Source organism: Faecalibacterium sp. IP-1-18 (assembly GCF_023347355.1).
In the GTDB taxonomy this organism is placed as follows: Bacteria; Bacillota; Clostridia; order Oscillospirales; family Ruminococcaceae; genus Faecalibacterium; species Faecalibacterium prausnitzii.
This window is the reverse complement of the sequence record NZ_CP094472.1, coordinates 373623-395895: the sequence shown is the minus strand read 5'-3', so window position 1 is coordinate 395895 and position 22273 is coordinate 373623. Positions and strand designations below refer to the sequence as shown.

The 22273-nt window shown below is 57.6% G+C and carries 19 protein-coding genes and 3 tRNA genes; 8 read left to right on the top strand and 14 right to left on the bottom strand.

Annotated elements, in window-relative coordinates; all coding sequences use genetic code 11:
• Positions 1-293 precede the first annotated feature (293 nt).
• The 3 genes from pflB (at position 294) to cysS (ending at position 5255) form a co-directional block, all read left to right on the top strand.
• Positions 294-2546, top strand: coding sequence for a formate C-acetyltransferase (gene pflB, locus MTP43_RS01905; RefSeq protein ID WP_015537295.1), 2253 nt, complete (start codon positions 294-296; stop codon positions 2544-2546).
• Positions 2533-3285, top strand: coding sequence for a pyruvate formate-lyase-activating protein (pflA, locus tag MTP43_RS01900; RefSeq protein WP_097782972.1), 753 nt, complete (start codon positions 2533-2535; stop codon positions 3283-3285). The genes pflB and pflA overlap by 14 nt, the downstream gene beginning before the upstream one ends.
• A 572-nt stretch (positions 3286-3857) precedes the next feature.
• On the top strand, positions 3858-5255 hold the full coding sequence (cysS, locus tag MTP43_RS01895) for a cysteine--tRNA ligase (RefSeq protein WP_055186840.1): 1398 nt from the start codon (positions 3858-3860) through the stop codon (positions 5253-5255).
• A gap of 159 nt (positions 5256-5414) precedes the next feature.
• Here the strand turns inward: cysS and MTP43_RS01890 are convergent, their stop codons facing one another.
• The 5 genes from MTP43_RS01890 to MTP43_RS01870 all read right to left on the bottom strand — a co-directional run bounded on the left by MTP43_RS01890 (position 5415) and on the right by MTP43_RS01870 (position 8239).
• Entirely contained in the window at positions 5415-6632 is a 1218-nt protein-coding gene (locus tag MTP43_RS01890; protein ID WP_015537293.1) for an iron-containing alcohol dehydrogenase, read from the bottom strand.
• Between the two features lie 224 nt (positions 6633-6856).
• Positions 6857-6932, bottom strand: a tRNA-Thr gene (locus MTP43_RS01885).
• A gap of 3 nt (positions 6933-6935) precedes the next feature.
• A tRNA-Asp gene (locus MTP43_RS01880) sits at positions 6936-7012 on the bottom strand.
• 614 nt (positions 7013-7626) lie between these two features.
• A tRNA-Trp gene (locus MTP43_RS01875) sits at positions 7627-7702 on the bottom strand.
• A 63-nt stretch (positions 7703-7765) separates the two neighbouring features.
• On the bottom strand, positions 7766-8239 hold the full coding sequence (locus tag MTP43_RS01870; RefSeq protein WP_015537292.1) for an RrF2 family transcriptional regulator: 474 nt from the start codon (positions 8237-8239) through the stop codon (positions 7766-7768).
• A gap of 132 nt (positions 8240-8371) precedes the next feature.
• Here MTP43_RS01870 and MTP43_RS01865 point away from each other — a divergent pair, with 132 nt between their 5' ends.
• From MTP43_RS01865 to nifU, 4 genes are all read left to right on the top strand, one after another.
• A complete protein-coding gene (locus tag MTP43_RS01865) occupies positions 8372-8695 on the top strand; it encodes a rhodanese-like domain-containing protein (RefSeq protein WP_015537291.1) in 324 nt (107 codons plus the stop codon).
• A gap of 52 nt (positions 8696-8747) precedes the next feature.
• On the top strand, positions 8748-9188 hold the full coding sequence (locus MTP43_RS01860; RefSeq protein ID WP_005922940.1) for a hypothetical protein: 441 nt from the start codon (positions 8748-8750) through the stop codon (positions 9186-9188).
• Positions 9189-9321: 133 nt separating this feature from the next.
• Positions 9322-10539 (top strand): cysteine desulfurase family protein, encoded by a 1218-nt coding sequence (locus MTP43_RS01855; RefSeq protein ID WP_097785377.1) that lies wholly within the window; start codon positions 9322-9324, stop codon positions 10537-10539.
• Between the two features lie 2 nt (positions 10540-10541).
• Positions 10542-10985, top strand: coding sequence for a Fe-S cluster assembly scaffold protein NifU (gene nifU, locus MTP43_RS01850; RefSeq protein WP_005922938.1), 444 nt, complete (start codon positions 10542-10544; stop codon positions 10983-10985).
• A gap of 141 nt (positions 10986-11126) precedes the next feature.
• Here the strand turns inward: nifU and MTP43_RS01845 are convergent, their stop codons facing one another.
• The 9 genes from MTP43_RS01845 to MTP43_RS01805 form a co-directional block, all read right to left on the bottom strand.
• Positions 11127-12665, bottom strand: coding sequence for an AAA family ATPase (locus MTP43_RS01845; protein ID WP_249235027.1), 1539 nt, complete (start codon positions 12663-12665; stop codon positions 11127-11129).
• Between the two features lie 18 nt (positions 12666-12683).
• Entirely contained in the window at positions 12684-14141 is a 1458-nt protein-coding gene (locus MTP43_RS01840) for a vWA domain-containing protein (RefSeq protein WP_333529172.1), read from the bottom strand.
• A gap of 167 nt (positions 14142-14308) precedes the next feature.
• Positions 14309-15409: a leucine-rich repeat protein gene (locus MTP43_RS01835; RefSeq protein WP_117526602.1), complete on the bottom strand. Its 1101-nt coding sequence runs from the start codon at positions 15407-15409 to the stop codon at positions 14309-14311.
• A 177-nt stretch (positions 15410-15586) separates the two neighbouring features.
• Positions 15587-15826 carry a hypothetical protein gene (locus tag MTP43_RS01830; RefSeq protein ID WP_249235026.1) on the bottom strand — a complete coding sequence of 80 codons (240 nt, stop codon included), beginning with the start codon at positions 15824-15826 and terminating at the stop codon, positions 15587-15589.
• Between the two features lie 124 nt (positions 15827-15950).
• Complete coding sequence (locus tag MTP43_RS01825) at positions 15951-16979, bottom strand: siderophore ABC transporter substrate-binding protein (protein ID WP_117526606.1); 1029 nt, start codon at positions 16977-16979, stop codon at positions 15951-15953.
• A 29-nt stretch (positions 16980-17008) separates the two neighbouring features.
• On the bottom strand, positions 17009-17761 hold the full coding sequence (locus MTP43_RS01820) for an iron ABC transporter ATP-binding protein (protein WP_098924066.1): 753 nt from the start codon (positions 17759-17761) through the stop codon (positions 17009-17011).
• A 4-nt stretch (positions 17762-17765) separates the two neighbouring features.
• A complete protein-coding gene (locus MTP43_RS01815) occupies positions 17766-18734 on the bottom strand; it encodes an iron chelate uptake ABC transporter family permease subunit (RefSeq protein ID WP_117526607.1) in 969 nt (322 codons plus the stop codon).
• Positions 18731-19699: an ABC transporter permease gene (locus MTP43_RS01810; RefSeq protein WP_341271151.1), complete on the bottom strand. Its 969-nt coding sequence runs from the start codon at positions 19697-19699 to the stop codon at positions 18731-18733. The genes MTP43_RS01815 and MTP43_RS01810 overlap by 4 nt, the downstream gene beginning before the upstream one ends.
• Positions 19700-20005: 306 nt before the next feature.
• Complete coding sequence (locus tag MTP43_RS01805) at positions 20006-20509, bottom strand: CarD family transcriptional regulator (RefSeq protein ID WP_005922920.1); 504 nt, start codon at positions 20507-20509, stop codon at positions 20006-20008.
• Between the two features lie 303 nt (positions 20510-20812).
• Here MTP43_RS01805 and MTP43_RS01800 point away from each other — a divergent pair, with 303 nt between their 5' ends.
• Positions 20813-22213, top strand: a complete 1401-nt coding sequence (locus MTP43_RS01800; RefSeq protein WP_005922916.1) for an MATE family efflux transporter — start codon at positions 20813-20815, stop codon at positions 22211-22213.
• Positions 22214-22273 lie beyond the last annotated feature (60 nt).

Genomic DNA, 22273 nt, shown 5'->3' with positions numbered 1-22273 from the left:
AAGTTGCCGTGCCGCCGGGGTTTCGGCGTTTTTCTACATTCTGCCCAAAGAACAGCCTTTCCGCTGGAAGAAAACCCACTTGTTTTCTATTGCTTTTTAAAACGATTCTTGCTATTATAATAACGCAAGATTTTGTGGGCAGATTTTTATTTTTGTCTACACCTTGTAGTAAGGGCTGCCGCTGTCGGCAGCGCAAGACCGTTTCGCCCCCAGAAAACCGCCCAGACAGAGCGGTTTTTCAAAGGCTCATTAGTTAGAAAACGCTAACTGCGTAATGGAGCAAGGAGGTTCCAATGATCCAGTTTGAACAGTGGGAAGGCTTTGAAGGCCGCATCTGGAAGGAAGAGGTCAATGTGCGTGACTTCATCCAGAAGAACTACACCCCCTATGACGGCGACGAAAGCTTTCTGGCAGGCCCCACCGAGGCTACCGATAAGCTTTGGGGTGCTTTGCAGCAGCTGCAGAAGGCCGAGCGCGCCAAGGGCGGCGTGCTGGATATGGAGACCGAGGTGGTCAGCAGCCTGACCTCCTACGGCCCCGGCTATATTGACGAAAACCTGAAGGATCTGGAGCAGATCGTTGGCTTACAGACCGACAAGCCCCTCAAGCGCGCCTTTATGCCCTACGGCGGCATCAAGATGGCAGAGCAGGCCTGCACCACCTACGGCTACCAGCCCTCTGCCGAGCTGCACAAGATCTTTACCGACTACACCCGCACCCACAATCAGGCTGTGTTCGATGCCTACACCCCCGAGATGAAGAAGGCACGCCACACCCACATCATCACCGGTCTGCCGGACACCTACGGCCGCGGCCGCATCGTGGGCGACTACCGCCGCGTTGCCCTGTACGGCATTGACGCCCTGATCCAGTTCAAGCAGGAGGATCTTGCCAACTGCGGCGACGGCACCATGACCGATGACGTCATCCGTCTGCGCGAGGAGATTGCCCGCCAGATCAGCGCCCTGAAGGGCATGAAGAAGATGGCCGAGGCCTACGGCTACGACATCTCCCAGCCTGCCAAGGACGCCAAGGAGGCCTGCCAGTGGCTGTACTTCGGCTATCTGGCCGCCATCAAGACCCAGAACGGCGCCGCCATGAGCGTGGGCCGCATCTCCACCTTCCTTGACATTTATATCCAGCGCGATCTGGACAAGGGCATCCTGACCGAAAGTCAGGCACAGGAGCTCATCGACCACATGGTCATGAAGTTCCGCATGGTCAAGTTTGCCCGCATCCCCAGCTACAACCAGCTGTTCTCCGGCGACCCCGTGTGGGCAACGCTGGAGGTGGGCGGCATCGGCATGGACGGCCGCAGCATGGTCACCAAGAACTGCTACCGCTTCCTGCACACGCTGGAGAACATGGGCCCCGCACCGGAGCCCAACCTGACCGTGCTGTACTCCTCTGCCCTGCCCGAGGCCTTTAAGAAGTACGCTGCCAAGGTGTCCGTCAACACCAGCAGCGTCCAGTACGAGAACGATGACGTGATGAAGCCCGTCTGGGGCGACGATTACTCCATCTGCTGCTGCGTGTCTGCTACCCAGACCGGCAAGGAGATGCAGTTCTTCGGCGCACGCGCCAACCTTGCCAAGTGCCTGCTGTACGCCATCAACGGCGGCGTGGATGAGAAGAGCCACGAGCAGTGCGGCCCCAACTATGCCCCTATCACCAGCGAGTACCTGACCTATGACGAGGTGCTGCCCAAGTATGTGCAGATGCTGGACTGGCTGGCCGGGCTGTATGTCAACGTGCTGAACCTCATCCAGTATATGCACGACAAGTACTACTACGAGGAAGCCGAGATGGCACTCATCGACACCGATGTGCGCCGCACCTTTGCCACCGGCATTGCAGGCTTCTCCCACGTCATCGACTCCCTGAGCGCCATCAAGTACGCCAAGGTGAAGGTGGTGCGCGACGAGAGCGGCCTTGCCACCGGCTTTGAGACCGAGGGCGACTTCCCCAAGTACGGCAACGATGACGACCGCGCCGACGAGATCGGCGTGTGGCTGCTCAAGACCTTCCTTGAGATGATCAAGAAGCGCCACACCTACCGCAACTCCGAGGCTACCACCTCCATCCTGACCATCACCTCCAACGTGGTGTACGGCAAGTACACCGGCGCTCTGCCGGATGGCCGCGCCGCCTTCACCCCGTTTGCCCCCGGCGCTACCCCCAGCTACGGTGCAGAGCAGAACGGTCTGCTGGCCTCGCTGAACTCCGTGGCAAAGCTGCCCTACCACTGGGCGCTGGACGGCATCTCCAACACCCAGACCATCAACCCCGAGGCACTGGGTCACAGCGAGGACGAGCGCGTGGAGAATCTGGTGCAGGTACTGGATGGCTACTTCGATCAGGGCGCACACCACCTGAACGTGAATGTCTTTGGCAAGGAGAAGCTGCTGGACGCCATGGAGCACCCTGAGAAGGAAGAGTACGCCAACTTCACCATCCGCGTTTCCGGCTACGCTGTCAAGTTCATCGACCTGACCCGCGAGCAGCAGCTGGACGTGCTGGCACGCACCTGCCATGGCGTCCTGTAAGACCCTTGGGTACGTCCACTCGCTGGAATCCTTCGGCTCGGTGGACGGCCCCGGCGTGCGCTTTGTGGTGTTTTTGCAGGGGTGTGCCCTGCGGTGCAAGTACTGCCACAACCCCGAAACATGGGCAGAGGGCGGCGAGGCGTGGACGGCAGAAGCGCTGTTCCAGCGGGTATACCGCTACCGCAACTACTGGGGCAAAAAGGGCGGCATCACGGTCAGCGGCGGCGAGCCGCTGCGGCAGCTGGACTTTCTGACCGAGTTCTTCACGCTGGCGCGTGCCAAGGGCGTGCACACGGCGCTGGACACCGCCGGGCAGCCCTTCCGCCCGGACGACCCGGCCTATCTGGCCGCGTTCGACCGCCTGATGGCTAACACCAATCTGGTGATCCTTGACCTCAAGGAGATCGACCCGGAGCGCCACCGGCAGCTCACCGGCAAGGACAACGCCAACATCCTTGCCATGGCGCGGCACATCTCCGACCTCGGCATCCCGCTGTGGATCCGGCACGTCCTCGTGCCCGGGCTGACCGATGACGAGGAAGGGCTGCGCAAAACAGCAGACTTTATCCGCAGCCTGAAAACGGTGCAGCGGGTGGAGGTGCTGCCCTACCACACCTTGGGGCTGTTCAAGTGGCAGAAGCTGGGCATCCCCTATCCCCTGCCGGACGCAGTACCGCCCACGGCAGAGCAGGTAAAGCGGGCAGAAGAACTGCTGGAAGTGAGCCGCTATCCCGGGTAAAGCACCACCGTTTTGATTGCGCTCCGCTTCGCTCTGCGCAATTTCAGCGGAAAGAATATCTATGATTTTGGCCCCCGGAGCGTCTGCGGACGCTCCGGGGGCCCTTTTCACGGGTAAAAATGGGATATCGGAACGCCCGCAGGCGTTCCGATATCCCGAAATTTAAAATAATTCTTCCGCTGAGGATGCCCAGAGCAACGCGGCGGGCATTCTGAATCGTTCTTTGTTCCCTCCTTGACTTCCCTGCACCGCACCGCTATAATAAAGGGGTAAAAGGATAAATGCGTTTATCCGGGCAGAGTAGCGCCGCACACCGTCTGCGCAGAGAGAACAGGCCACTGGCTGGAAGCCTGTTTGCAGACCGCTGCGCAAAGTGCGCCCGGACAGCACGCGGCGGGAACCCCGTGGGGAAGTATCGCCGTGCGGTACGCCGCCGTTACCGGCTTTGAGCGACAAACAGAAGTGGAACCGCGATTTTGATTTTAAAACCGCCTTCGGAGTTGTGCCTTGTGCACCGCTCCGGGGGCGTTTTGTTTTGCGGCTTCTGTTTGGAACAAAAAGGAGAATTGACCATGCAGATCTTCAACACCCTGACCCGACAGAAGGAAGAATTTGTGCCGCAGGTGCCCGGCGAGTACCGCATCTACGTCTGCGGCCCTACCGTGTACAACTATATCCACATCGGCAACGCACGTCCGCTGATCGTGTTCGACACTCTGCGCCGCTATCTGGAATACCGGGGCAACAAGGTGATCTACGTTTCCAACATCACCGATATCGACGATAAGCTCATCAAGAAGGGGCAGGAAGAGGGCACCTCCATGAAGGAGGTGGCACAGCGCTTTGAGGCCGAGTACCTGAAGGATGCCGCCGGTCTGAACTGCGAAAAGCCCACCGTGCAGCCCCGCGCTACCGAGCATATCCCCCAGATTTTGGATATCGTCAAAGATCTGATCGACTCTGGCCACGCCTATGTTGCCAAGAACGGCGATGTGTACTTCCGGGTGAAGAGCGACCCCGGCTACGGCAAGCTGAGCCACCTGAATCTGGACGATCTGGAGAGCGGCAACCGCGAGCTGCGCAGCCGTATGGAGGACGATCTGAAGGAGGATCCCGCCGACTTTGCCGTCTGGAAGGCTGCAAAGCCCGGTGAGCCCGCATGGGAAAGCCCCTACGGCATGGGCCGCCCGGGCTGGCACATTGAGTGCAGCGCCATGAGCCGCACCCATCTGGGCAAGACCATCGACCTGCACTGCGGCGGTCAGGATCTGATCTTCCCCCACCACGAAAACGAGATCGCCCAGAGCGAGTGCGCCAACGGCTGCGAGTTTGCCCGCTACTGGATGCACAACGGTTTCATCAACGTGGACAATCAGAAGATGTCCAAGAGCCTGCACAACTTCTTTACCGTGCGGGATGTGGCAAACCTCTACGGCTACGAGCCCATCCGCTACTTCATGCTGACCGCCGGCTACCGCATGCCCCTGAACTACACCGTAGACCTCATCGAGAGCTGCAAGAACAGTCTGGAGCGCCTGTACACCTGCCGCGAGAATCTGGACTTTGCCCTGAGCAAGACCGACTTCGGCACCGACGAGACCCTGAAGGAAAAGGCCGCCGAGGCACGCACCAAGTTCTGCACCGCCATGGACGACGACCTGAACACCCCGGATGCGCTTGCTGCCGTGTTTGATCTGGTCAAGGAGATCAACACCCTGTCTGCTGCTTCCAGCAAGGCTGCACTGGAGACCGCTGCCGCCGCCTTTGACGAGATCACCGGCGTGCTGGGTCTGCTGTACAACCGCAAGAAGGACGAAGTGCCCGCCGAGGTGACCGCGCTGGTGGAGAAGCGTGCTGCTGCCAAGAAGGCCAAGGACTGGGCCACCGCTGATGCCATCCGCGCACAGCTGACCGAACTGGGCTGGGCTGTCAAGGACACCGCACAGGGTCCCCAGCTGAGCAAGCTGTAACGCCTTAGTAGTATGAAAGGGGTTCGGAAACGCCGTAGGCGTTTCCGAACCCCTTTTTTCACGGGAGAATGCAGGCGAAACCGGCAAAAGCCCCGCAGGGCGGTATGCTCTGCGGGGCTTTTGTCCATAGGGAAGGAGGCGTAATAAAGAAAGGACGGATCAGAAATCCACCTCAGTATCGTAGTAGCAGCACTTGAGCAGCTTCTCCATCTCCTCCTGACTGGGCTGGCGGGGGTTGGAGCCGGTGCAGGCGTCGGCGATGGCGTTCTTGGCGATCTCGGGCAGCCGCTCCAGGAACACATTCTCCGGCACAAAGCCCTGCTCGGTGGGGTAGGAGTCCGGGCCGTAGTGCTGGATGCAGTGGGGGATGTTCAGCGCGTCGTTCATGCCGCGCAGGTACTCGATGAGCAGCTTGACCTTTTCGTCATCGTTTGCGCCGCCCAGCTTCATCTCGTCTGCGATGACGCCGTAGCGCTTTTTGGCCTCGGGGTCCTTGGCGTTGAAGGCGATGACCTTAGGCAGGTACATGGCGTTGGCCGCGCCGTGGATGATGTGTGCGCCGTAGTCTGCAAAGGCAGCGCCGGTCTTGTGGGCCATGGAGTGCACGATGCCCAACAGTGCGTTGGAGAAAGCCATACCGGCAAGGCACTGGGCGTTGTGCATGGAGTCGCGCTTGGACATATCGCCATTGTAGCTGTCCACCAGATCGCCCTGGATCATGCGGATGGCGAAGATGGCCAGCGGGTCGGTGTAGTCGCAGTGCGCGGTGGAAACATAAGCCTCCACAGCGTGAGTCATGGCGTCCATACCGGTGTGGGCAACCAGCTTTTTGGGCATGGTCTCAGCCAGATCGGGGTCAACGATGGCCACGTCCGGGGTGATCTCGAAGTCCGCGATGGGGTACTTGATGCCCTTCTGGTAGTCGGTAATGATGGAGAAAGCGGTCACCTCGGTGGCAGTGCCAGAGGTGGAGGAAATAGCACAGAAGTGTGCCTTGCGGCGCAGCGGCGGGATGCCGAACACCTTGCACATCTCCTCAAAGGTGATCTCGGGGTACTCGTACTTGATCCACATGGCCTTGGCTGCATCGATGGGAGAGCCGCCGCCCATGGCGATGATCCAGTCGGGCTCAAACTTCAGCATGGCCTCGGCACCGCGCATGACGGTCTCCACGGAAGGATCGGGTTCGATGCCCTCGAACAGCTCCACTTCCATGCCGGCTTCCTTCAGGTACTCCACAGCACGGTCCAGGAAGCCGAAGCGCTTCATGGAGCCGCCGCCGACACAGATCATTGCCTTTTTTCCGGTGAAGGATTTCAGCGCTTCCAGAGCGCCCTTGCCATGGTACAGATCACGGGGCAGAGTAAAACGAGCCATAATACAAAACCTCCAAAAATAGTACGGCACACGCAGCACTGTGCCATATTTCATTATTATGTTAATTATATAACAATTTGGAGGCAGCTTCAATTGACGTACCGGGAGAAAAAGTCGTTCTATTTTGGGCGGTTTCCACAAGCAGTAGGATGCAACAGTCCTCCTGCCCTGAAAAAAGCGCAAAAAAACACCCCGAAATCCTAAGACTTCGAGGTGCTTGCCTTTGGAGCTGCTATCCAGATTCGAACTGGAGACCTCATCCTTACCAAGGATGCGCTCTACCAACTGAGCTATAGCAGCAAATGGCGACCCGGATCGGGCTCGAACCGACGACCCCCAGCGTGACAGGCTGGTGCTCTAACCAACTGAGCTACCGGGCCATGATCGCTCAAGTTCGTGCGGCATCTTACCGCGGGAACGTGCTCTATTATATCGGAAAGTCGGTCTGTTGTCAAGCACAAATTTGCGGAAAATGCAATTTTTTGCAAAAGCGGGTAAAGGTGGGCTGTTTGGGGCGCTGAGACGATTTTAAATGGCTTCCGCTTCGCTCTAGCCATCTTCAGCGGAAAAAATATTTTAAATTTCGCGTTTGTCGCGCTCTGCGGAGCGCTCCAAACGCTATTTTCACGGGAGGGGTCGTGGCGGGAAACGGCAGCTGCTGCGCTTGCTCCCCGGGGGGAGCTGTCGCGCAGCGACTGAGGGGCTGCAAATCGGCGGAGCCGGAAAAAACGGTTAAAAGATCTTCACGCCGAACAGGCGTGAATCTTCAGTTTTTTCCGGTGTAGCCCTCCTCTTTGGGGTTAAAAGGGGCGAGCAGCCCCTTTTTCGTGGCTCCAGCGCGTCGAAATCGCTGGCACTTTTCTGGTTCTCTTTTGGTGTCAAAAGAGAACATCCCCGGCAGCCGCCTCTTGCCCAGCGGAGCGTCTTTACACTCCGCTGGCGACTGAGGAAGCAAAAAAACAAAACGCACAAGTTCCGAAGAACCTGTGCGTCATGGCAGGGGTAGTAAGTTTCGAACTCACGGCACGCGGTTTTGGAGACCGCTGCTCTACCAGCTGAGCTATACCCCTATATACATTCGCTGAATGCTTGATTATTATAGCCGATGCAACGGGGAATGTCAAGCCTTATTTTTACTTATTCTCATTTTTCGCGCCGCCGCAGCTGCAGCAGCTCTCCTGCGCGGCGGAATCCGGCGCAGGCAGTTGGCTTGCCAACTGTTCCAGCGTAACGCTGTCGATATACTGGTTGATCACCTCGTCCAGCCCCGCCCAGAACGGCAGGGTGAAGCACTGCTCGGACATGGGGCATTCGTTGGTCACGCTGCCAAGGCACGGAATGGGCGCTACGCTGCCCTCGATGGCGCGCAGGATCTCGCCGGCGGTGTAGTCGGCGGGATCTTTTGTCAGGCGGTAGCCGCCCTGACTGCCCCGCTCGCTCTTGACCAGCCCCACCCGCGCCAGCGGGGTGACGATCTGTTCCAGATATTTCAGGCTCAGGTTCTGCCGCTCACTGATCTCCTTCAGGCTGACGGTTGTGCCCGGCGCATAGCGCGCCAGCTCCGCCATCAGGCGCAGGGCGTAGCGGCTCTTGGTGGAAAATTTCATGGTAGTCCTCTCCTTGTTGCAGTTTATAGTATAGCACGTTACTCGGATTTTGCAAAGGAGAAACCTCTTGTGCAAACAAAAAAGGTCTGTTATCATAGGATGGAACAGAACCTATCTTTGAGGAGTGAGAGTATGACAGAAAAGATCACCGCCGCAGACGCCATCCGTCTGCTGGATACCGGCAAGGCTGTCGCCGTGGATGTGCGCGAGCCGGACGAATACGCTGTGGGGCACATCCCCGGGGCAAAGCTGCTGCCGCTGGGGCAGGTCATCGACCGCGCCGCCGAGGTGCTGCCGGACAAAAACGCCCTGTGGCTGGTGTACTGCCGCACCGGGCGCCGCAGCGCCGACGCTGTGCAGAAGCTGGAAGCCCTTGGCTACACCCACCTGCGGGACCTTGGCGGCATTTTAAGCTGGCCCTACGAGATCGAGGGCGATTTTGAGGGGCATTTTTAAGGTTATATACTTTATAAGAAGCACAAACCCACAACAGAAAGGAAACCATGCCATGTCGTTCCATGCAAAAGAGTTCGCGGGCAGTCACTGCGGCTGCCGTTACCAGCAGGATTACCGCCCTACCTTAGGGCGGGACGGCAAAAAGGAATCCGGCACGCTGGAGGTCATCAAGTTCTACTACGATGGCGCTATCCGCTTTGAGCAGCACTGCTATGGCGAGGCTGCCACCTTTGTGTTCGGCGTGTGGGCGTCCGGCATGGATGAGGACGGCACGCTGCACTGGGTACTGCCGGACCGCCGCAAGAGCTATTACGACGAAAGCTATCTGCCCAAAAAGCTGGACCGGGTGGACGAAGCCGGAAACCTGTACTTTGACGGCGGCATCTTCCCGTGGAAGCTGGCGGACGACTTTGCCGAGGATAAGCGCTGGGGCTACCCCAAGTGGAAGGTGGCGCTGGGTAAGCTGACCGGAAAGGGCAAAAAAGGTGACTGAATCACGAAAATCCAGTATTCATATTGACATACTAGGGAATGATATGGTATAACTTATCCGTTGAAAGGATTCCGCATCTGCACAGGGCATTTAAGGCTCCCGCAGACGCGTTCAATAAGAAAGGATCATTCCTATGGAAAACATGGAAAAAGTGGTTTATCTGGATAATGCTGCCACCACTCCCTGTGCTCCCGAGGCACTGGAAATGATGGTCAAAGCCCTGAGCGGTGCCTGCGGCAACCCCAGCAGCCATTACAGCATCGGCTATGAGGCAAAGGAATTCGTGGACACCGGCCGTGCGCAGGTGGCAAAGGCCATCAATGCAAGTCCGGCTGAGCTCTTCTTTACCAGCTGCGGCTCCGAGGCCGACAACTGGGCGGTAAAGGGCACCGCCTTTACCAAGGCACGCCAGAACAAAAAGCACCTCATCACCAGCGCTTTTGAGCATCATGCCATCATGCACAGCATGGCTGCACTGGAGCGCATGGGCTTTGAGGTGACCTATATCCGTCCCACCTCCGAGGGCTACATCCGCCCCGAGGACGTGGAGGCTGCCATCCGTCCCGACACCGCACTGGTCAGCATCATGATGGCCAACAACGAGATCGGCACCATCCAGCCCATCAAGGAGATCGCCGAGATTGCCCACAAGCATGGCGTGTGGATGCACACCGATGCGGTGCAGGCTGTGGGTGCCATCCCCGTGGATGTGAAGGAGCTGGGCGTGGATATGCTGTCCATGAGCGCCCACAAGTTCAATGGCCCCAAGGGCATGGGTGCACTGTACTGCCGTAAGGGCGTATGGCCCCAGAACTTGATCGATGGCGGCAGTCAGGAGGCCCGCCACCGTGCAGGCACCGAGAACGTGGCCGGCATTGCTGCCATGGGCAAGGCACTGGAGATCGCCACGGCGCATCTGGATGAGCGCATGGCCCACGAGAGCGAGCTGCGGGATTACGTCATCGACCGCATCCTCAAAAACATCCCGGAAGCCCGCCTGAACGGCGGCCGCAGTCCCCGTCTGCCCAACAATGTGAACATCAGCTTCCCGGGTCTGGAGGGCGAGACCATTCTGCTGGATCTGGATATGCACGGCATCTGCGCCTCTACCGGCTCTGCCTGCAACTCCGACAGCTTGGACCCCAGCCATGTGCTGCTGAGCATCGGCCTGCCGGAGGAGATCGGGCACGGTTCCATGCGGTTCACCTTTGGCCCGCAGAACACCATGGAAGAAGCAAAATATCTGTGTGACGTGCTGGAGGAGGTCATTCCCCGCCGCCGCGCTATGAGTTGTATGTGGCTGCAGGGTCAGAACAAGGCCCGCCAGTTCAGCCTGAAGGGAGAACAGTAATTATGGCAAGTATGTATAGTGCCAAGGTCATGGAGCATTTCGCAAATCCGCACAACGTAGGTGAGCTGCCCGATGCAAACGGCGTGGGTGAAGTGGGCAATCCCAAGTGCGGCGACATCATGCGCATGTACCTGAAGATTGAGAACAATGTGATCGTGGACGTCAAGTTCCTCACCTTTGGCTGCGGCGCAGCCATTGCCACCAGCAGCATGGCCACCGACCTGATCAAGGGCAAGACCGTGGACGAGGCACTGAAGCTGACCAACAAGGCCGTTGTGGAGGCTCTGGAAGGTCTGCCCCCGGTCAAGGTGCACTGCTCTGTTCTGGCCGAGCAGGCTGTCAAGGCTGCTCTGTCCGACTACTACCGCCGTCAGGGCATCGACCCGGAACCCATCGTGGGCAAGCTGGAAGAGGACTGTGAGCACTGCGAGAGCTGCGGCCACTGATCCTGACAGTATCCTAAGCAAAAAAAGAGGACACCGCTTCGTGCGGTGTCCTTTTTTTGCGTCCCCACTTGTGAGAAAAGGGACACCGGAGCGTCCGCAGACGCTCCGGTGTCCCAAAGTTATAGATCCGTTTTCCGCGCCTTACACCCCGCCGTGACGGCGCTGCTCGGCGGCAAGCTCCTGCTGCAAAGCCGCCTTGCGGTGATCCAGCAGCAGATCCTTGTTGTACTTGAAGTACCGCTCACAGCCGTTCTCGGTGAGGAACTGGTGGGAAGCGGGATTCACCGTAAGCTCGGTGACGAACACCACCATCTCCTGACTTTCTGCAAACGCCTGCTCCATAAAGTCGAAGGCGGCTTCCAGCGCAGCAGCGGCGGTCTTTTGGGTGGCCTCGCGCTGGTCTGCCAGCGCACGGAACTGTCCGCGCAGCAGGTCGAAGGCTTCCTGCGTGCCGGCGGCGTTAGCGCGGCGCAGCTCGCCCTCCCACTGGTGCAGCGCGGCCTGCACCTGCAGACGGTTGGTCAGCTCTGCCCTGCCCAGCAGCCCGGCATCGCGCTTTTGCTGGGTCTCCGTCTCGTAGTCCTTGATCTGCTGGCTGAACAGCTCTGCGGAGCCGTCCGGGATATCCTCCGGCAGGGTAGCCAGCGCCTTTTTGGTCTCCCGCAAAAAGGCGTAACAGGCATCGGCCACGGCATCCGCCTGCAGGGAAGCGGTAAAGCGGGTGTCCAGCCCTGCCAGCAGCAGGCTGACAAGGCTGAGCCGCTCGTCAAAGGGGGCCTGCAGCAGACGTGCGAACACGGCGGGCTTTGCCTGCCCGGCAAGGATCTCCTCCACGCCGTAGTCATCCCGGTATTTGTAGTACAGGTCCAGATAGGCCGAGAAGTCCTCGGCGATCTTCGGGTGCTGGATGTATTCCCGGATCAGCTCCTCGTCTGCCTGCAAGCCCAGCGTTTCGTAGGTGTCCAGCAGGTTGGAAAGATCCTCCCAGCCGCGGGCGGTGACGAACTGGGTGCCGTCCACGTCCGCATTGATCTGGTAAAAGTTCTGGGGATGCAGTTCCAGATAGCTCAGGATGGCGCTGTGGATATGGGCAGCGCGGGCGTAGTCCTTCCACACCGGCAGATCCGGCTCGATGTCCATGCGGCGCACGCGGTCAAGGGTGACGATGTCAAAATCCCGGACGGACTTGTTGTACTCCGGCGGGTTGCCTGCTGCCACGATGACCCAGCCCGCAGGCACGGCCTGATTGCCAAAGGTCTTGCACTGCAAAAATTGCAGCATGGTGGGGGCAAGCGTCTCGGACACGCAGTTGATCTCGTCGATGAACAGGATGCCCTCGGAAAGGCCGGTGGCTTCCATTTTGGCGTAGATGCTGGCGATGATCTCGCTCATGGTGTACTCGGTCACCGACACGTCCTTATCGCCGTAGTGGCGCTGCCGGATAAAGGGCAGACCCACAGCGCTTTGCCGGGTGTGGTGGGTGATGGTGTAGGCCACCAGCGCCACCCCGCACTCCCGGGCCACCTGCTCCATCACCTGCGTTTTGCCAATGCCCGGAGGCCCCATCAGCAGGATGGGACGCTGCCGGATGGCGGGAATGGCGTATTCGCCCAGCACATCCTTGGCAAGGTAGGCTTTTACGGTATGTTCGATCTCTTCCTTGGCACGTTTGATATTCATAATATTTTCCCCCTCTTGTCAGGAGTTGTTCAGCTCGTGGTACAGGTCATCCTCCTCGGCCAGAGCGTCCGCAAGGGCGCTGGCGGGGCGGGCTGCCGCACCGGTAAATTCTTCTTCGTCCAGTACCACCTTCATCGCCCACGGCGGCACGTTGGCATCATCGAACCGCTCCCCTAAAAACAGAAAGGCGGTATCGTAGCCGGGGCGCCGCGCCGGGTAGGTGCCCATGCCGTCGGTGAAATACAGCAGGCCGCGCAGGTTGGAAAACTTCTTTTCGGCGCAGAGCTGGTCCACATATTCAAAGGCCGGACGGAAGTCCGTTCCGCCGCCGCCCCGCAGCTCAAAGTGGTTCATAGCGTGGATGAGTTCGTCCTCGTTGCGAATCAAAATATCCTGCCGCACGGCGTTGTCGGCCTGAATGAGGTGCAGATTCATGCGGTGGAAAAAGTTTTCCCTCCCTTTCAGCAGGGTGTAGGTCTCGGCCAGAAAGGCGCGCACCAGCTCGCCGGAGGTGGAGTAACTGGTATCAATGACCAATGCCAGCTCCTCGATCTTTTTACTCTCCCGGCTTTCCAGCGGCTCGATAAGGGGCAGGTTGCCGTACACTGAAAGGCCGTAGGTGTAGAAGTTCAAATCAAACTCGTCCGGGTCCAGCTTGACCTCCTCGCGCAGGACGCAGAACCGGCGCAGAAAGTCCTTGTAGCTGCGGCGGCTGCGGTTGGCGGCTTTGACCTGCTGCTTCAGTGCATCGGTGCCCTCGCCCGCCTCCTTGTCCCGCAGGTCCAGCTCGGTCTGCATCCGCTCACCGATCTTCTGCCACGTTTTCTGCGGCAGGGGAGTGGGCATCTGCTGGGGCTGCTCCGGGGCATCCTTCGGCCACAGGCGGTGGTCGTCGGTGACAAATTCCCGTTCCAGCTGCCGCAGCACGCCGGGCGTCTGCCGGGTGAGCCAGCGGTACACCGGGGCTGCCGCCACCACCTTTTCCTCGGCGGTGATCTGCCGGTAGGCGTTCTGCCGCACATAGGTCAGCGGACGCGTCACGCTTTTGCGCTGTAAGCTGTCGATGACGTTTTCCACCGCGATATCGCACGCAAGGCTCCACAGCTGCGGCTCCCGGCGGCCTTTCAGCCATAAGTGCCGGAACACGCAGTGGAAGACGGTGTGCAGATACAACCGGTTGAGATACTTCGGGTTCTCCTGATAAAGCTGCAGCAGGCGCTGCGGCTGGTAATACAGGGTCTGTCCGTCCGTAGCCAGCACTCGGCAGCGCTCGTCCGGGGCGGGGGACAGGGCGCTGAGCGCCATATCCAGAAACCGGAAGTCCAGATACAGCCCGCTGCGCACCACCGCCAGCACCTCGCCGCCCATGCGCGCCTGCCACTCCTCGTGGGTCTCTGGCCGCTGGGACTGGAAAGGCTTGCGGGGGTCGAAAAATTTTTCCTTTGGCAATGATTTCACCTCACAACGCATCGTCATCCCTTATAAACTCCCCCAGTCGCCTACGGCGACAGCCCCCTCTATGATGGGGCCTTTGGCAAAACCGGAAACTCACCCTTACTGCCAAAGGCTCCCTCCCAGAGGGAGCTGGCTGCGAACAGCGAGAGCAGCCTGAGGGAGTGTCCTTGACTGAAAGGGCACTCCCATTAAAAATCAAAATCGTACCGCTGCTTTTTGGGCTGGGGGGCATATTTTTTGTGTTCCGCATCTGCCAACAGGGCGGCAGCGGCGGCGTTCTCCGCCTTGGCGGCAAGGGCGGCGGCAGACGCAAAGGCGGCTTTATCCAGCACGTCCAGCGCCAGCAGGGCGCGGATGCTGTCGGTGTCTTGCGCCTTCAAAAGGCGGGCGAACACCCGGTCGGTGTTGGTTGCCAGAAACGCCCGGTAGTGCCCGGCAGCAGCTTCGGTCAGCTGCCACGGATACCGCAGGCGGGCAAAGCAGAGCATGGTCATAACGGCGGCGTCATCGGCATCGTGCCCCTGCGGGAAGATGGCGTCATATTCTGCGGGAAGGAATTTATTGTCGAGAAAACACTGCCGGTAATGGTATCCCTGCCCGGAAAAGGTGTGCAGCAGGATGTGGGCGGGGGTCTCCTCGATATCCTCCCAGTAGGCAGGGTACCACAGCGCCGCCAGCGGTGCGGCGGCACCGGCGGGCCAAAACTGCGCCTGCACCGCCTCGGTGATGTTGTTCACCAGTGCAAACAGGCCGGTGGGCTGCTCCGGTGCGGCCTGCACCCGCAGGGTCTCCAGCGCAAAGCAGTTCAAAAACACATCGCTGCCCACGGTCAGGCTGCTGCTGCCCACCGTGAGCAGACGCAGGCTGCGGCAGTTGTAAAAGGCGCAGCTGCCAATGACCTGTACGCTGTCCGGCAGGGTGACTTCCTCCAGAAAGCTGCCGCACACCGGATGCAGCTCCGGTTCGTCCTCTGCCGGGGCGTCAAGATCAAAATCGTACCGGCGGGCGGGCTTTTGCCCCACCGCCAGCCCGAATGCCCGGGTCAGCCGCACCGCGCCGTCCGCGCCTACCGCGCAGCGGCAGAGGGCATCCGGTGCAGGCAGGCTGCGGGGCTTTTCGGAAAAGCAGTAGTCGCCCAGCTCGGTCAAAGCAAGACTGCCGCCTTCCGGGGCGGGCAGTGTGCCCGGCAGCGCCACACAGGGCGCTGTGCCGTACACCCGCACCAGCCGTGCCGTCTGTGCCGAAAGGGGCAAGATATCCAATATCAGTTCGTTTGCCTGTTCTACCATGCTGCGACCTCGTTTTTTGCATTGTATTCAGCTTTCAGTATACCGCGAACAGGGGGTGATTGTCCAGTGCAGAGAAAGATTTGAACGGGTCTGTGCAGCGGGGCGCGACACCCGGCAGCTCTGCCGGTACTCCCCTTTTGTCACATCTCGTTCAAGTTCTCTGCCCCGCCGGTGCTGTTAAACGAAATTGCCGTATAAAACAAAAAAGACAGCTATCAAAAGCTGTCTTTTTTGTGGTGCAGTAAAGCAATCCAAATCCGAACCATTTCCCTTTGATGCGGCTTCTGCCGCTTCTCCAAAAGTCACGGTCTGTGTTCCTCCTTTATAGTTGAAGGTTATCAAAACCTTATCATCGTACAGATAAATCGCATTGATGAAGGTATCCACCAGCGCCTGCCGCTGGTCTTTCAGGCTCATATCCAGCTTACGGAACCGCAGCAGCCATCGCAATCCAACTTTTGATCGTTTGCAACATCGTTGGATTGCATATCGCAAATATGCTGTTTTCGTGTTGCACTATTTTCTTAACTTGCGAAAAAAATCACAGCAGTGCGTTTTCCAGATCGCTCAGCATTTCGCTCAGTGCCTGAATGCCGCCCTCTGCGGTGTACCAGACATTCGGGTGTGCCAGATAAACGACGTGGCCGTTCTTGTAAGCATCCGTGCTCTTGACCAGCTCGTTTTCCAGGATTTCCTGTGCCATCTGCGCGCCATCGGTGCCAATGGCTGCATCGCGGTCCATGGCGAAGATGTAGTCGGGGTTCTTGTCCACAATGAACTCGAAGGAAGCCTCGTTGCCGTGGGTCGAGGTGTCGATATTGGCATCCACACCGATATTCTCAAAGCCGATCTCCTTGCCGATGATGGAGCATCGGCCATCGTTGCCCAGAACATTGAAGCTGCCGCTGGTGGTCATGCCGATGATGGCAGTCTTGCCCTCTGCAAAGGCTTTCAGGGCGTCGATGCGGCTGTCAAAATCCGCCATCAAAGCTTCCACATGGTCTTCCAGACCAAAGATAGAAGCGATGGTCATGGCGTTTTCACGGGTGCTTTCCACAACGCCCTTTTCGGCGTCGGTCGAAAGGAAAATAACGGGTGCGATCTCGCATAGGGCATCATAGGATTTGGACAGGCGTCCGCCGATAAAGATGATATCCGGCTCACAGGCCATGACTGCTTCCATATCAACCTCCTTGATGTTGCCAAGGTTCGCAATGCTGTCATTGGTGACATAGCTCTGAAGATAATCCAGAGAGGTGGATGCCGTGCCGACCACACGGTCGCCAACGCCCAGTTCATCCAGAATGTCCAGAGAAGCAAGTTCGAGGATTGCAATGCGCTGCGGGTCAAAGGGCACTTCCACATCTACCAGTTCCTTTGCACCGTTGAACGCCTTGATAGTCACAGATTCCGGTGCAGCTTCCGAAGAGGCTGCGGCTTCGCTGGATGCTGCCACAGAGGACACCACAGAGTTTGCCGTGGAGGAGGAAGCGCCGCAGGCGGCGAGAACACCCGCTGCACTCACAGCGGCCATAGCGGTCAAAAACGAACGACGAGAAATTTTCTTCATAAGAATGCTCCTTTTTAAAAGTACTGAAATCAATAATATATCGACAAAGGCTTGCCTTCGATCTGCATGATCTCAAAGTCTACCTTGTAGATATCGGACAGGTTTTCTTTGGTGATCACTTCCTGCACGGTGCCAAACTTTGCGATTTTTCCATCCACAAAGGCGCAGATGTAGTCGGAATAAAACGCAGCATAGTTGATCTCGTGCAGAACAAGGATCACCGTTTTGCCCAGCTCATCGCACAGGCGGCGGACGATGCGCATGAGGTTGGTTGCGTGGTAAATATCCAGATTGTTGGTCGGTTCATCCAGCAGGATATACTCGGTGTCCTGTGCAATGACCATGGCTATATAGGCACGCTGCCGCTGACCGCCGGACAGTTCATCGATGAACTGCTCCTCAAAATCGCCCAGTTCCATGTAGGCAATGGCACGGTCAATGATCTCGTTGTCCTCTTGGGTCAGCCGTCCGCCGGAGTACGGAAAGCGGCCAAACGCAACCAGTTCCCGGACAGTCAGCTTCATCTGGACATTGTTCGCTTGGGTCAGGATGGCGAGCCGCTTGCTCAGCTCCCGGCTTTTCCAGCGCGTGATCTCCGTCCCCTCAAAATCCACAAGACCGCTGTCCCGTGCGATCAGCCGGGACAGCATTCCCATCACGGTGGATTTTCCTGCGCCGTTCGGACCGATGAGGGAAAGGACTTTACCTTTCGGAATTTCAAAACTCACGCCATCGACAACGGCTTTGCCATCGTAGCGTTTGGTGATCTCTTTTACAAACATGGTGTTATGCCTTTCTCTGGGTGAGCAGCAAATACAGGAAATACACGCCGCCGCCCACGGTGATGAACACGCTGACCGGAACCGAGTAAACGAACACCCGCTCCACCAGAAGCTGTCCGCCGATCAGAACGATCATGCCGAACAAAACAGAGCCGGTGATGAGCTGGCTGTGCCGGTAGGTGCGCAGGAACTGCCGGGAAAGGTTGGCAATGATAAGCCCCAGAAATGCCAGCGGCCCGACCATAGCGGTGGCTGTTGCAATGTACAGCGTGACCCCCAGCAGCAGGCGGCGGATACAGCGGTCATAGTCCACACCCAGATTGATGGCCTGATCTTTGCCCAGTGTCAGAACGTCCAGCAGCACAAGCTCTTTCCGGAGGGCAAAGGCGACCAGCGCCAGAACCGCAACGGACAGTACCAGAATCGCCGAATTGACATTGGAAAAGCTGGCGACCAGATCCGTCAGCAGCGTGTCGTACTCGTTGGGGTCCATCACACGGGCCAAAGTCGTCTGGACACTGGAAAAGAACGAGGTCAGCACCGTGCCGATGAGCAGGACGTACAGAACATTGTGGTTCGTTTTCTGGAACAGATAGCTGTAAATTACGGTGGCAACAGCGCCCATAATGGCAAGGTCTACCGCAAAGGCTGCGTTGGCATTGACCGCCAGAAAGCTGCCCGAACCCGCCACAAAGAACACCGCCGTGTGGATTAGCGAATAAAGCTGATCCATGCCCAACAGGCAGGGCGTGACGATGGTGTTGTTGATGATGGACTGAAACACGATGGAGGCACTTCCAATGGCAAATGCCGTGATGAGCATGGCGATCAGCTTGGGCGTGCGGATGCGCATGGCGTAGGCAAATAATTTTTGGTTTTCAAAGTAGACTCCCACTGTCATATAGCCCGCGCAGGCCAGCAGAACAAGAAGCAGAAGGATCAGCAGGCGCAGATGATTTTTGTGCGTTTTCATGCTGCACCTCCGGTTTTCTTGGCAGCTTTGTCCAGTCGGACTGCCTTGCGCCCATGCCGAAGCCGATACAGCAGCAGACCGACAAACAGGATACTGCCGATGACGCCAACGATCAGCTCGATGGGCAGCTCGTAGGGATAGATCACAACCCGTCCGATCATATCGCAGACCAGCACGAACAATGCACCAAACAGAGCGGTATCCACCAGCGTTCCTCGAATTTGGTCACCCTTGAACATTGCTACAATATTGGGCACGATGAGGCCGATGTAGGAGATCGAGCCGACCACGACAACAACGGATGCCGTGATCATGGCAGCAATGGTCAGCCCCATAAACAGCACCAGATCATACGGAACGCCGAGGTTCTGAGAAAAGTCTTTTCCCATGCCCACGATATTGAAGTGGTTGGCAAATACAAATGCCAGAATCACCAGCGGTACCGTCAGCCAGACAAGCTCATACCGCCCACGAATGACGGTGGAAAAATGACCGACCAGCCAGCTGGAAAGAGCCTGTGTCATTTCATATTTGTAGGCAAGATAATTGGTGACGCCCATTACGATGTTGGAGAACATGATGCCGACCAGCGGGACCATGACAACATCTTTGAACTGGATACTCTGGATGAACCAGACAAAGACCCATGTACCCAGAACGGCACAAACGAAGGAAAAGGCAGCACGTCCCCACAGGGTAGAACCCGGTGCAAACAGCAAAGCCAGCAGAATGCCAAACTGCGCAGAAGAGATCGTTGCGCCTGTGGTGGGCGAAACAAACTTGTTCATGCAGAGCTGCTGCATGATAAGCCCCGCCACGCTCATGCCAATGCCTGTGCAGAGGATGGCAAGCAGACGCGGCAGGCGGGAGATCAGAAAGATCTCCCATGTTTCCACGCTGCCTGTAAGCAGGTCAGAAGGCCGGATGTCCAGCACCCCGACAAACAGAGAGCCGACCGAAAGGATCAGCAGTAAAATGCCAAGAAAAATAGTGGAACGACCGTTACGAATGAGAAGCCCTCCCTTAAATTAGTTTGAACTAACTTTATTGAAACAAAAAAAGAGAGCGCCTGTGTGTGAAGAAACTGGTCTTACGTGTTCACACACAGCGCGTTCTGCTGAAGGGATTATATCATAAGGCATTGATGGGTTTCAAGTGGCAAACTCTCACGAAGGTTTTACATAACAAACCATCCTTCTTTGTTGATTCCTACAAAGTTGCTCCGAACAAAAAGAGCCTTTGCATTTGTTGGTAAAAATCACCATGCAGCTTCAGCGCAAAATCTCGAGCAGCCGCCTGCCGGCTTCCTGCTGCGATTCCCCAAACGCCACCGCCAGCTCCTCCCGCAGGACGCGCTCTACCATCTGGTAAAAGTACGCATCCATAGCGTTGATCTTTCGGCCGCGGCTTTGCTGCTGGGTCTGCTTTTGCCCCAGCTCCTTGAACAGGGTCAGGTACTGGTAAAAATCGTTGGTGTGCAGCAGCGCCTGATAGTGTTCTGCCAGCGCTGTCTGTACCCCCGCCGGGATGGGCAGCTTCTCCGTTTTGATGCGTGCAAGGTCGGCTGCTGCCTGCTGCGCCGGGGTCACCGGGCGCAGCGCCGCTTCCTTTTCCGTGGGGATATAGCTGCGATCGTGGGAATCCGAAAAATAAGGCCGGAGGGTGTAATACTCTCTGGCGGGCTCATCGCAAAAGCGCCGCAGCCCGACCCCTTCCACCTCGTGCACTCCCAGATTTCCGTAGACCACCAGCGCTCCCGCTTGAAACCGTGACATGGTATTTCCTCTTTCCCTTGTATGAAAAGGCTGCAAAAACAGACTTTCCAGCGTAATTTTACTCTTTACTTTATTGTACCACGGTAGGTTGGCGGGCTTCAAAGGGCATCTTCCACAAAGTTTTCCTCGTGCAATCTGCGCAGAATGCCCAGTACAATTCTTGTGCAAAACTGCCTTTGCAAATTCCAGACAGGCAGGCTATAATGATTTCGTACAACGAGTAGCACTCATGCGTAAAACCGGTTGCATGAGGGCTGCCCGTTGTTTTTTTTGTCCTCAAAATGGAAAGGTAAGGTGAATCCCATGGAAAGTTCCAATCAATTTCTCGGCACGGAACGCATCGGCAAACTGATGCAAAAGTATGCGATCCCGTGCATTATTTCGCTGCTGGTGGGTGCGCTGTACAACATCGTGGACCAGATTTTTATTGCAAACGCCAGCTATCTCGGCTCTTATGGCAATGCCGCCAATACGGTCGTTTTCCCCCTGACGGTGGTAGCGCTGGCCATTGCCGTCATGATCGGTGATGGCTGCTGCGCCTTCGTCAGCATCAGCCTTGGGCAGAACGAAGTCCCCAAGGCAAAGCGGAGCGTCGGCAATGCGGTGGTGATGTGTCTGGTCAGCAGCATTGTGCTGGCCGCGCTCTATCTGATTTTTGCGGACACCATTCTTGCCATGTTCGGTGGAACGGTGAACGCCGAGACCTATCATCACTCCCAAGAATATTTCTTTTATATCACGCTGGGCGTGCCCTTTTATATGTTCGGGCAGGCCATGAACCCCATCATCCGCGCGGATGGCAACCCCCGGTTTGCCATGATCTCCACCCTTGCGGGTGCGGCGCTGAACATCATTCTGGACCCCATCTTCATTTTCGGCTTCCGCTGGGGCATGATGGGCGCAGCGGTGGCTACCGTCATCGGTCAGCTGGTCACGGCAGCGCTGGCAGTGTGGTATCTGCTGCACATGAAGATCATTCGCCCTGAAAAGGGTGACTACCGGCTGAAAGGCTCCATCTGCGGCCGTACCCTGACCCTTGGCATGACCAGCTTTCTGTCCCAGATCAGCCTTGTGGCGGCAATGGCAGCCATCAACAACATGATCCGCAAATACGGCGCACTGGATGCCGTGTTCGGGCAGGAGCAGTACGCCCAGATTCCCATGGCAGTTGTTGGCATCGTGATGAAGTTCTTCCAGATCGTCATTTCCATCGTGGTGGGCATGGCGGCTGGCTGCATCCCCGTGGTGGGCTTCAACATGGGCGCCAAAAAGCCCACCCGTGTGAAGGAGCTGTTCACGAAGCTGCTGCTGGCAGAAGCCGCAGTGGGTGCCGTTGCACTGGTGCTGGTGGAGCTGCTTCCCCGGCAGCTCATCGCCCTGTTTGGTTCCGCCAACGAGAGCGTTTACTACACCGATTTTGCCGTGAAGTCCTTCCGCATCTACCTGTGCATGATCATTCTGGCCTGTGTCAACAAAGCCTGCTTCATCTTTTTGCAGGCCATGGGCAAGGCAGCGGAATCCACCGCCCTGTCCATGGTGCGTGAGGTGGTGTTCGGCGTGGGCTTTGCCCTACTGCTGCCCCGGTTCTTCGGGCTGGACGGTGTGTTGTACTCCATGCCCATGTCGGATATCCTCACCTTCCTGATTGCAGGCTATCTGATCTGCAAAACCTACCGTGAACTGAACCAGAAAGGAGAAGTCTAATGGAAAAACGCATCATCATGCCGCCAACTATCATATTGCGCTGGACAGCGGGGTTATCGG

Bases quoted from the DNA above. Each gene is read 5' to 3' on its own strand.
- pflB (WP_015537295.1), top strand. From the start codon at position 294: ATGATCCAGTTTGAACAGTGGGAAGGCTTTGAAGGCCGCATCTGGAAG.
- pflA (WP_097782972.1), top strand. From the start codon at position 2,533: ATGGCGTCCTGTAAGACCCTTGGGTACGTCCACTCGCTGGAATCCTTC.
- cysS (WP_055186840.1), top strand. From the start codon at position 3,858: ATGCAGATCTTCAACACCCTGACCCGACAGAAGGAAGAATTTGTGCCG.
- MTP43_RS01890 (WP_015537293.1), bottom strand. From the start codon at position 6,632: ATGGCTCGTTTTACTCTGCCCCGTGATCTGTACCATGGCAAGGGCGCT.
- MTP43_RS01870 (WP_015537292.1), bottom strand. From the start codon at position 8,239: ATGAAATTTTCCACCAAGAGCCGCTACGCCCTGCGCCTGATGGCGGAG.
- MTP43_RS01865 (WP_015537291.1), top strand. From the start codon at position 8,372: ATGACAGAAAAGATCACCGCCGCAGACGCCATCCGTCTGCTGGATACC.
- MTP43_RS01860 (WP_005922940.1), top strand. From the start codon at position 8,748: ATGTCGTTCCATGCAAAAGAGTTCGCGGGCAGTCACTGCGGCTGCCGT.
- MTP43_RS01855 (WP_097785377.1), top strand. From the start codon at position 9,322: ATGGAAAACATGGAAAAAGTGGTTTATCTGGATAATGCTGCCACCACT.
- nifU (WP_005922938.1), top strand. From the start codon at position 10,542: ATGGCAAGTATGTATAGTGCCAAGGTCATGGAGCATTTCGCAAATCCG.
- MTP43_RS01845 (WP_249235027.1), bottom strand. From the start codon at position 12,665: ATGAATATCAAACGTGCCAAGGAAGAGATCGAACATACCGTAAAAGCC.
- MTP43_RS01840 (WP_333529172.1), bottom strand. From the start codon at position 14,141: ATGACGATGCGTTGTGAGGTGAAATCATTGCCAAAGGAAAAATTTTTC.
- MTP43_RS01835 (WP_117526602.1), bottom strand. From the start codon at position 15,409: ATGGTAGAACAGGCAAACGAACTGATATTGGATATCTTGCCCCTTTCG.
- MTP43_RS01830 (WP_249235026.1), bottom strand. From the start codon at position 15,826: ATGAGCCTGAAAGACCAGCGGCAGGCGCTGGTGGATACCTTCATCAAT.
- MTP43_RS01825 (WP_117526606.1), bottom strand. From the start codon at position 16,979: ATGAAGAAAATTTCTCGTCGTTCGTTTTTGACCGCTATGGCCGCTGTG.
- MTP43_RS01820 (WP_098924066.1), bottom strand. From the start codon at position 17,761: ATGTTTGTAAAAGAGATCACCAAACGCTACGATGGCAAAGCCGTTGTC.
- MTP43_RS01815 (WP_117526607.1), bottom strand. From the start codon at position 18,734: ATGAAAACGCACAAAAATCATCTGCGCCTGCTGATCCTTCTGCTTCTT.
- MTP43_RS01805 (WP_005922920.1), bottom strand. From the start codon at position 20,509: ATGTCACGGTTTCAAGCGGGAGCGCTGGTGGTCTACGGAAATCTGGGA.
- MTP43_RS01800 (WP_005922916.1), top strand. From the start codon at position 20,813: ATGGAAAGTTCCAATCAATTTCTCGGCACGGAACGCATCGGCAAACTG.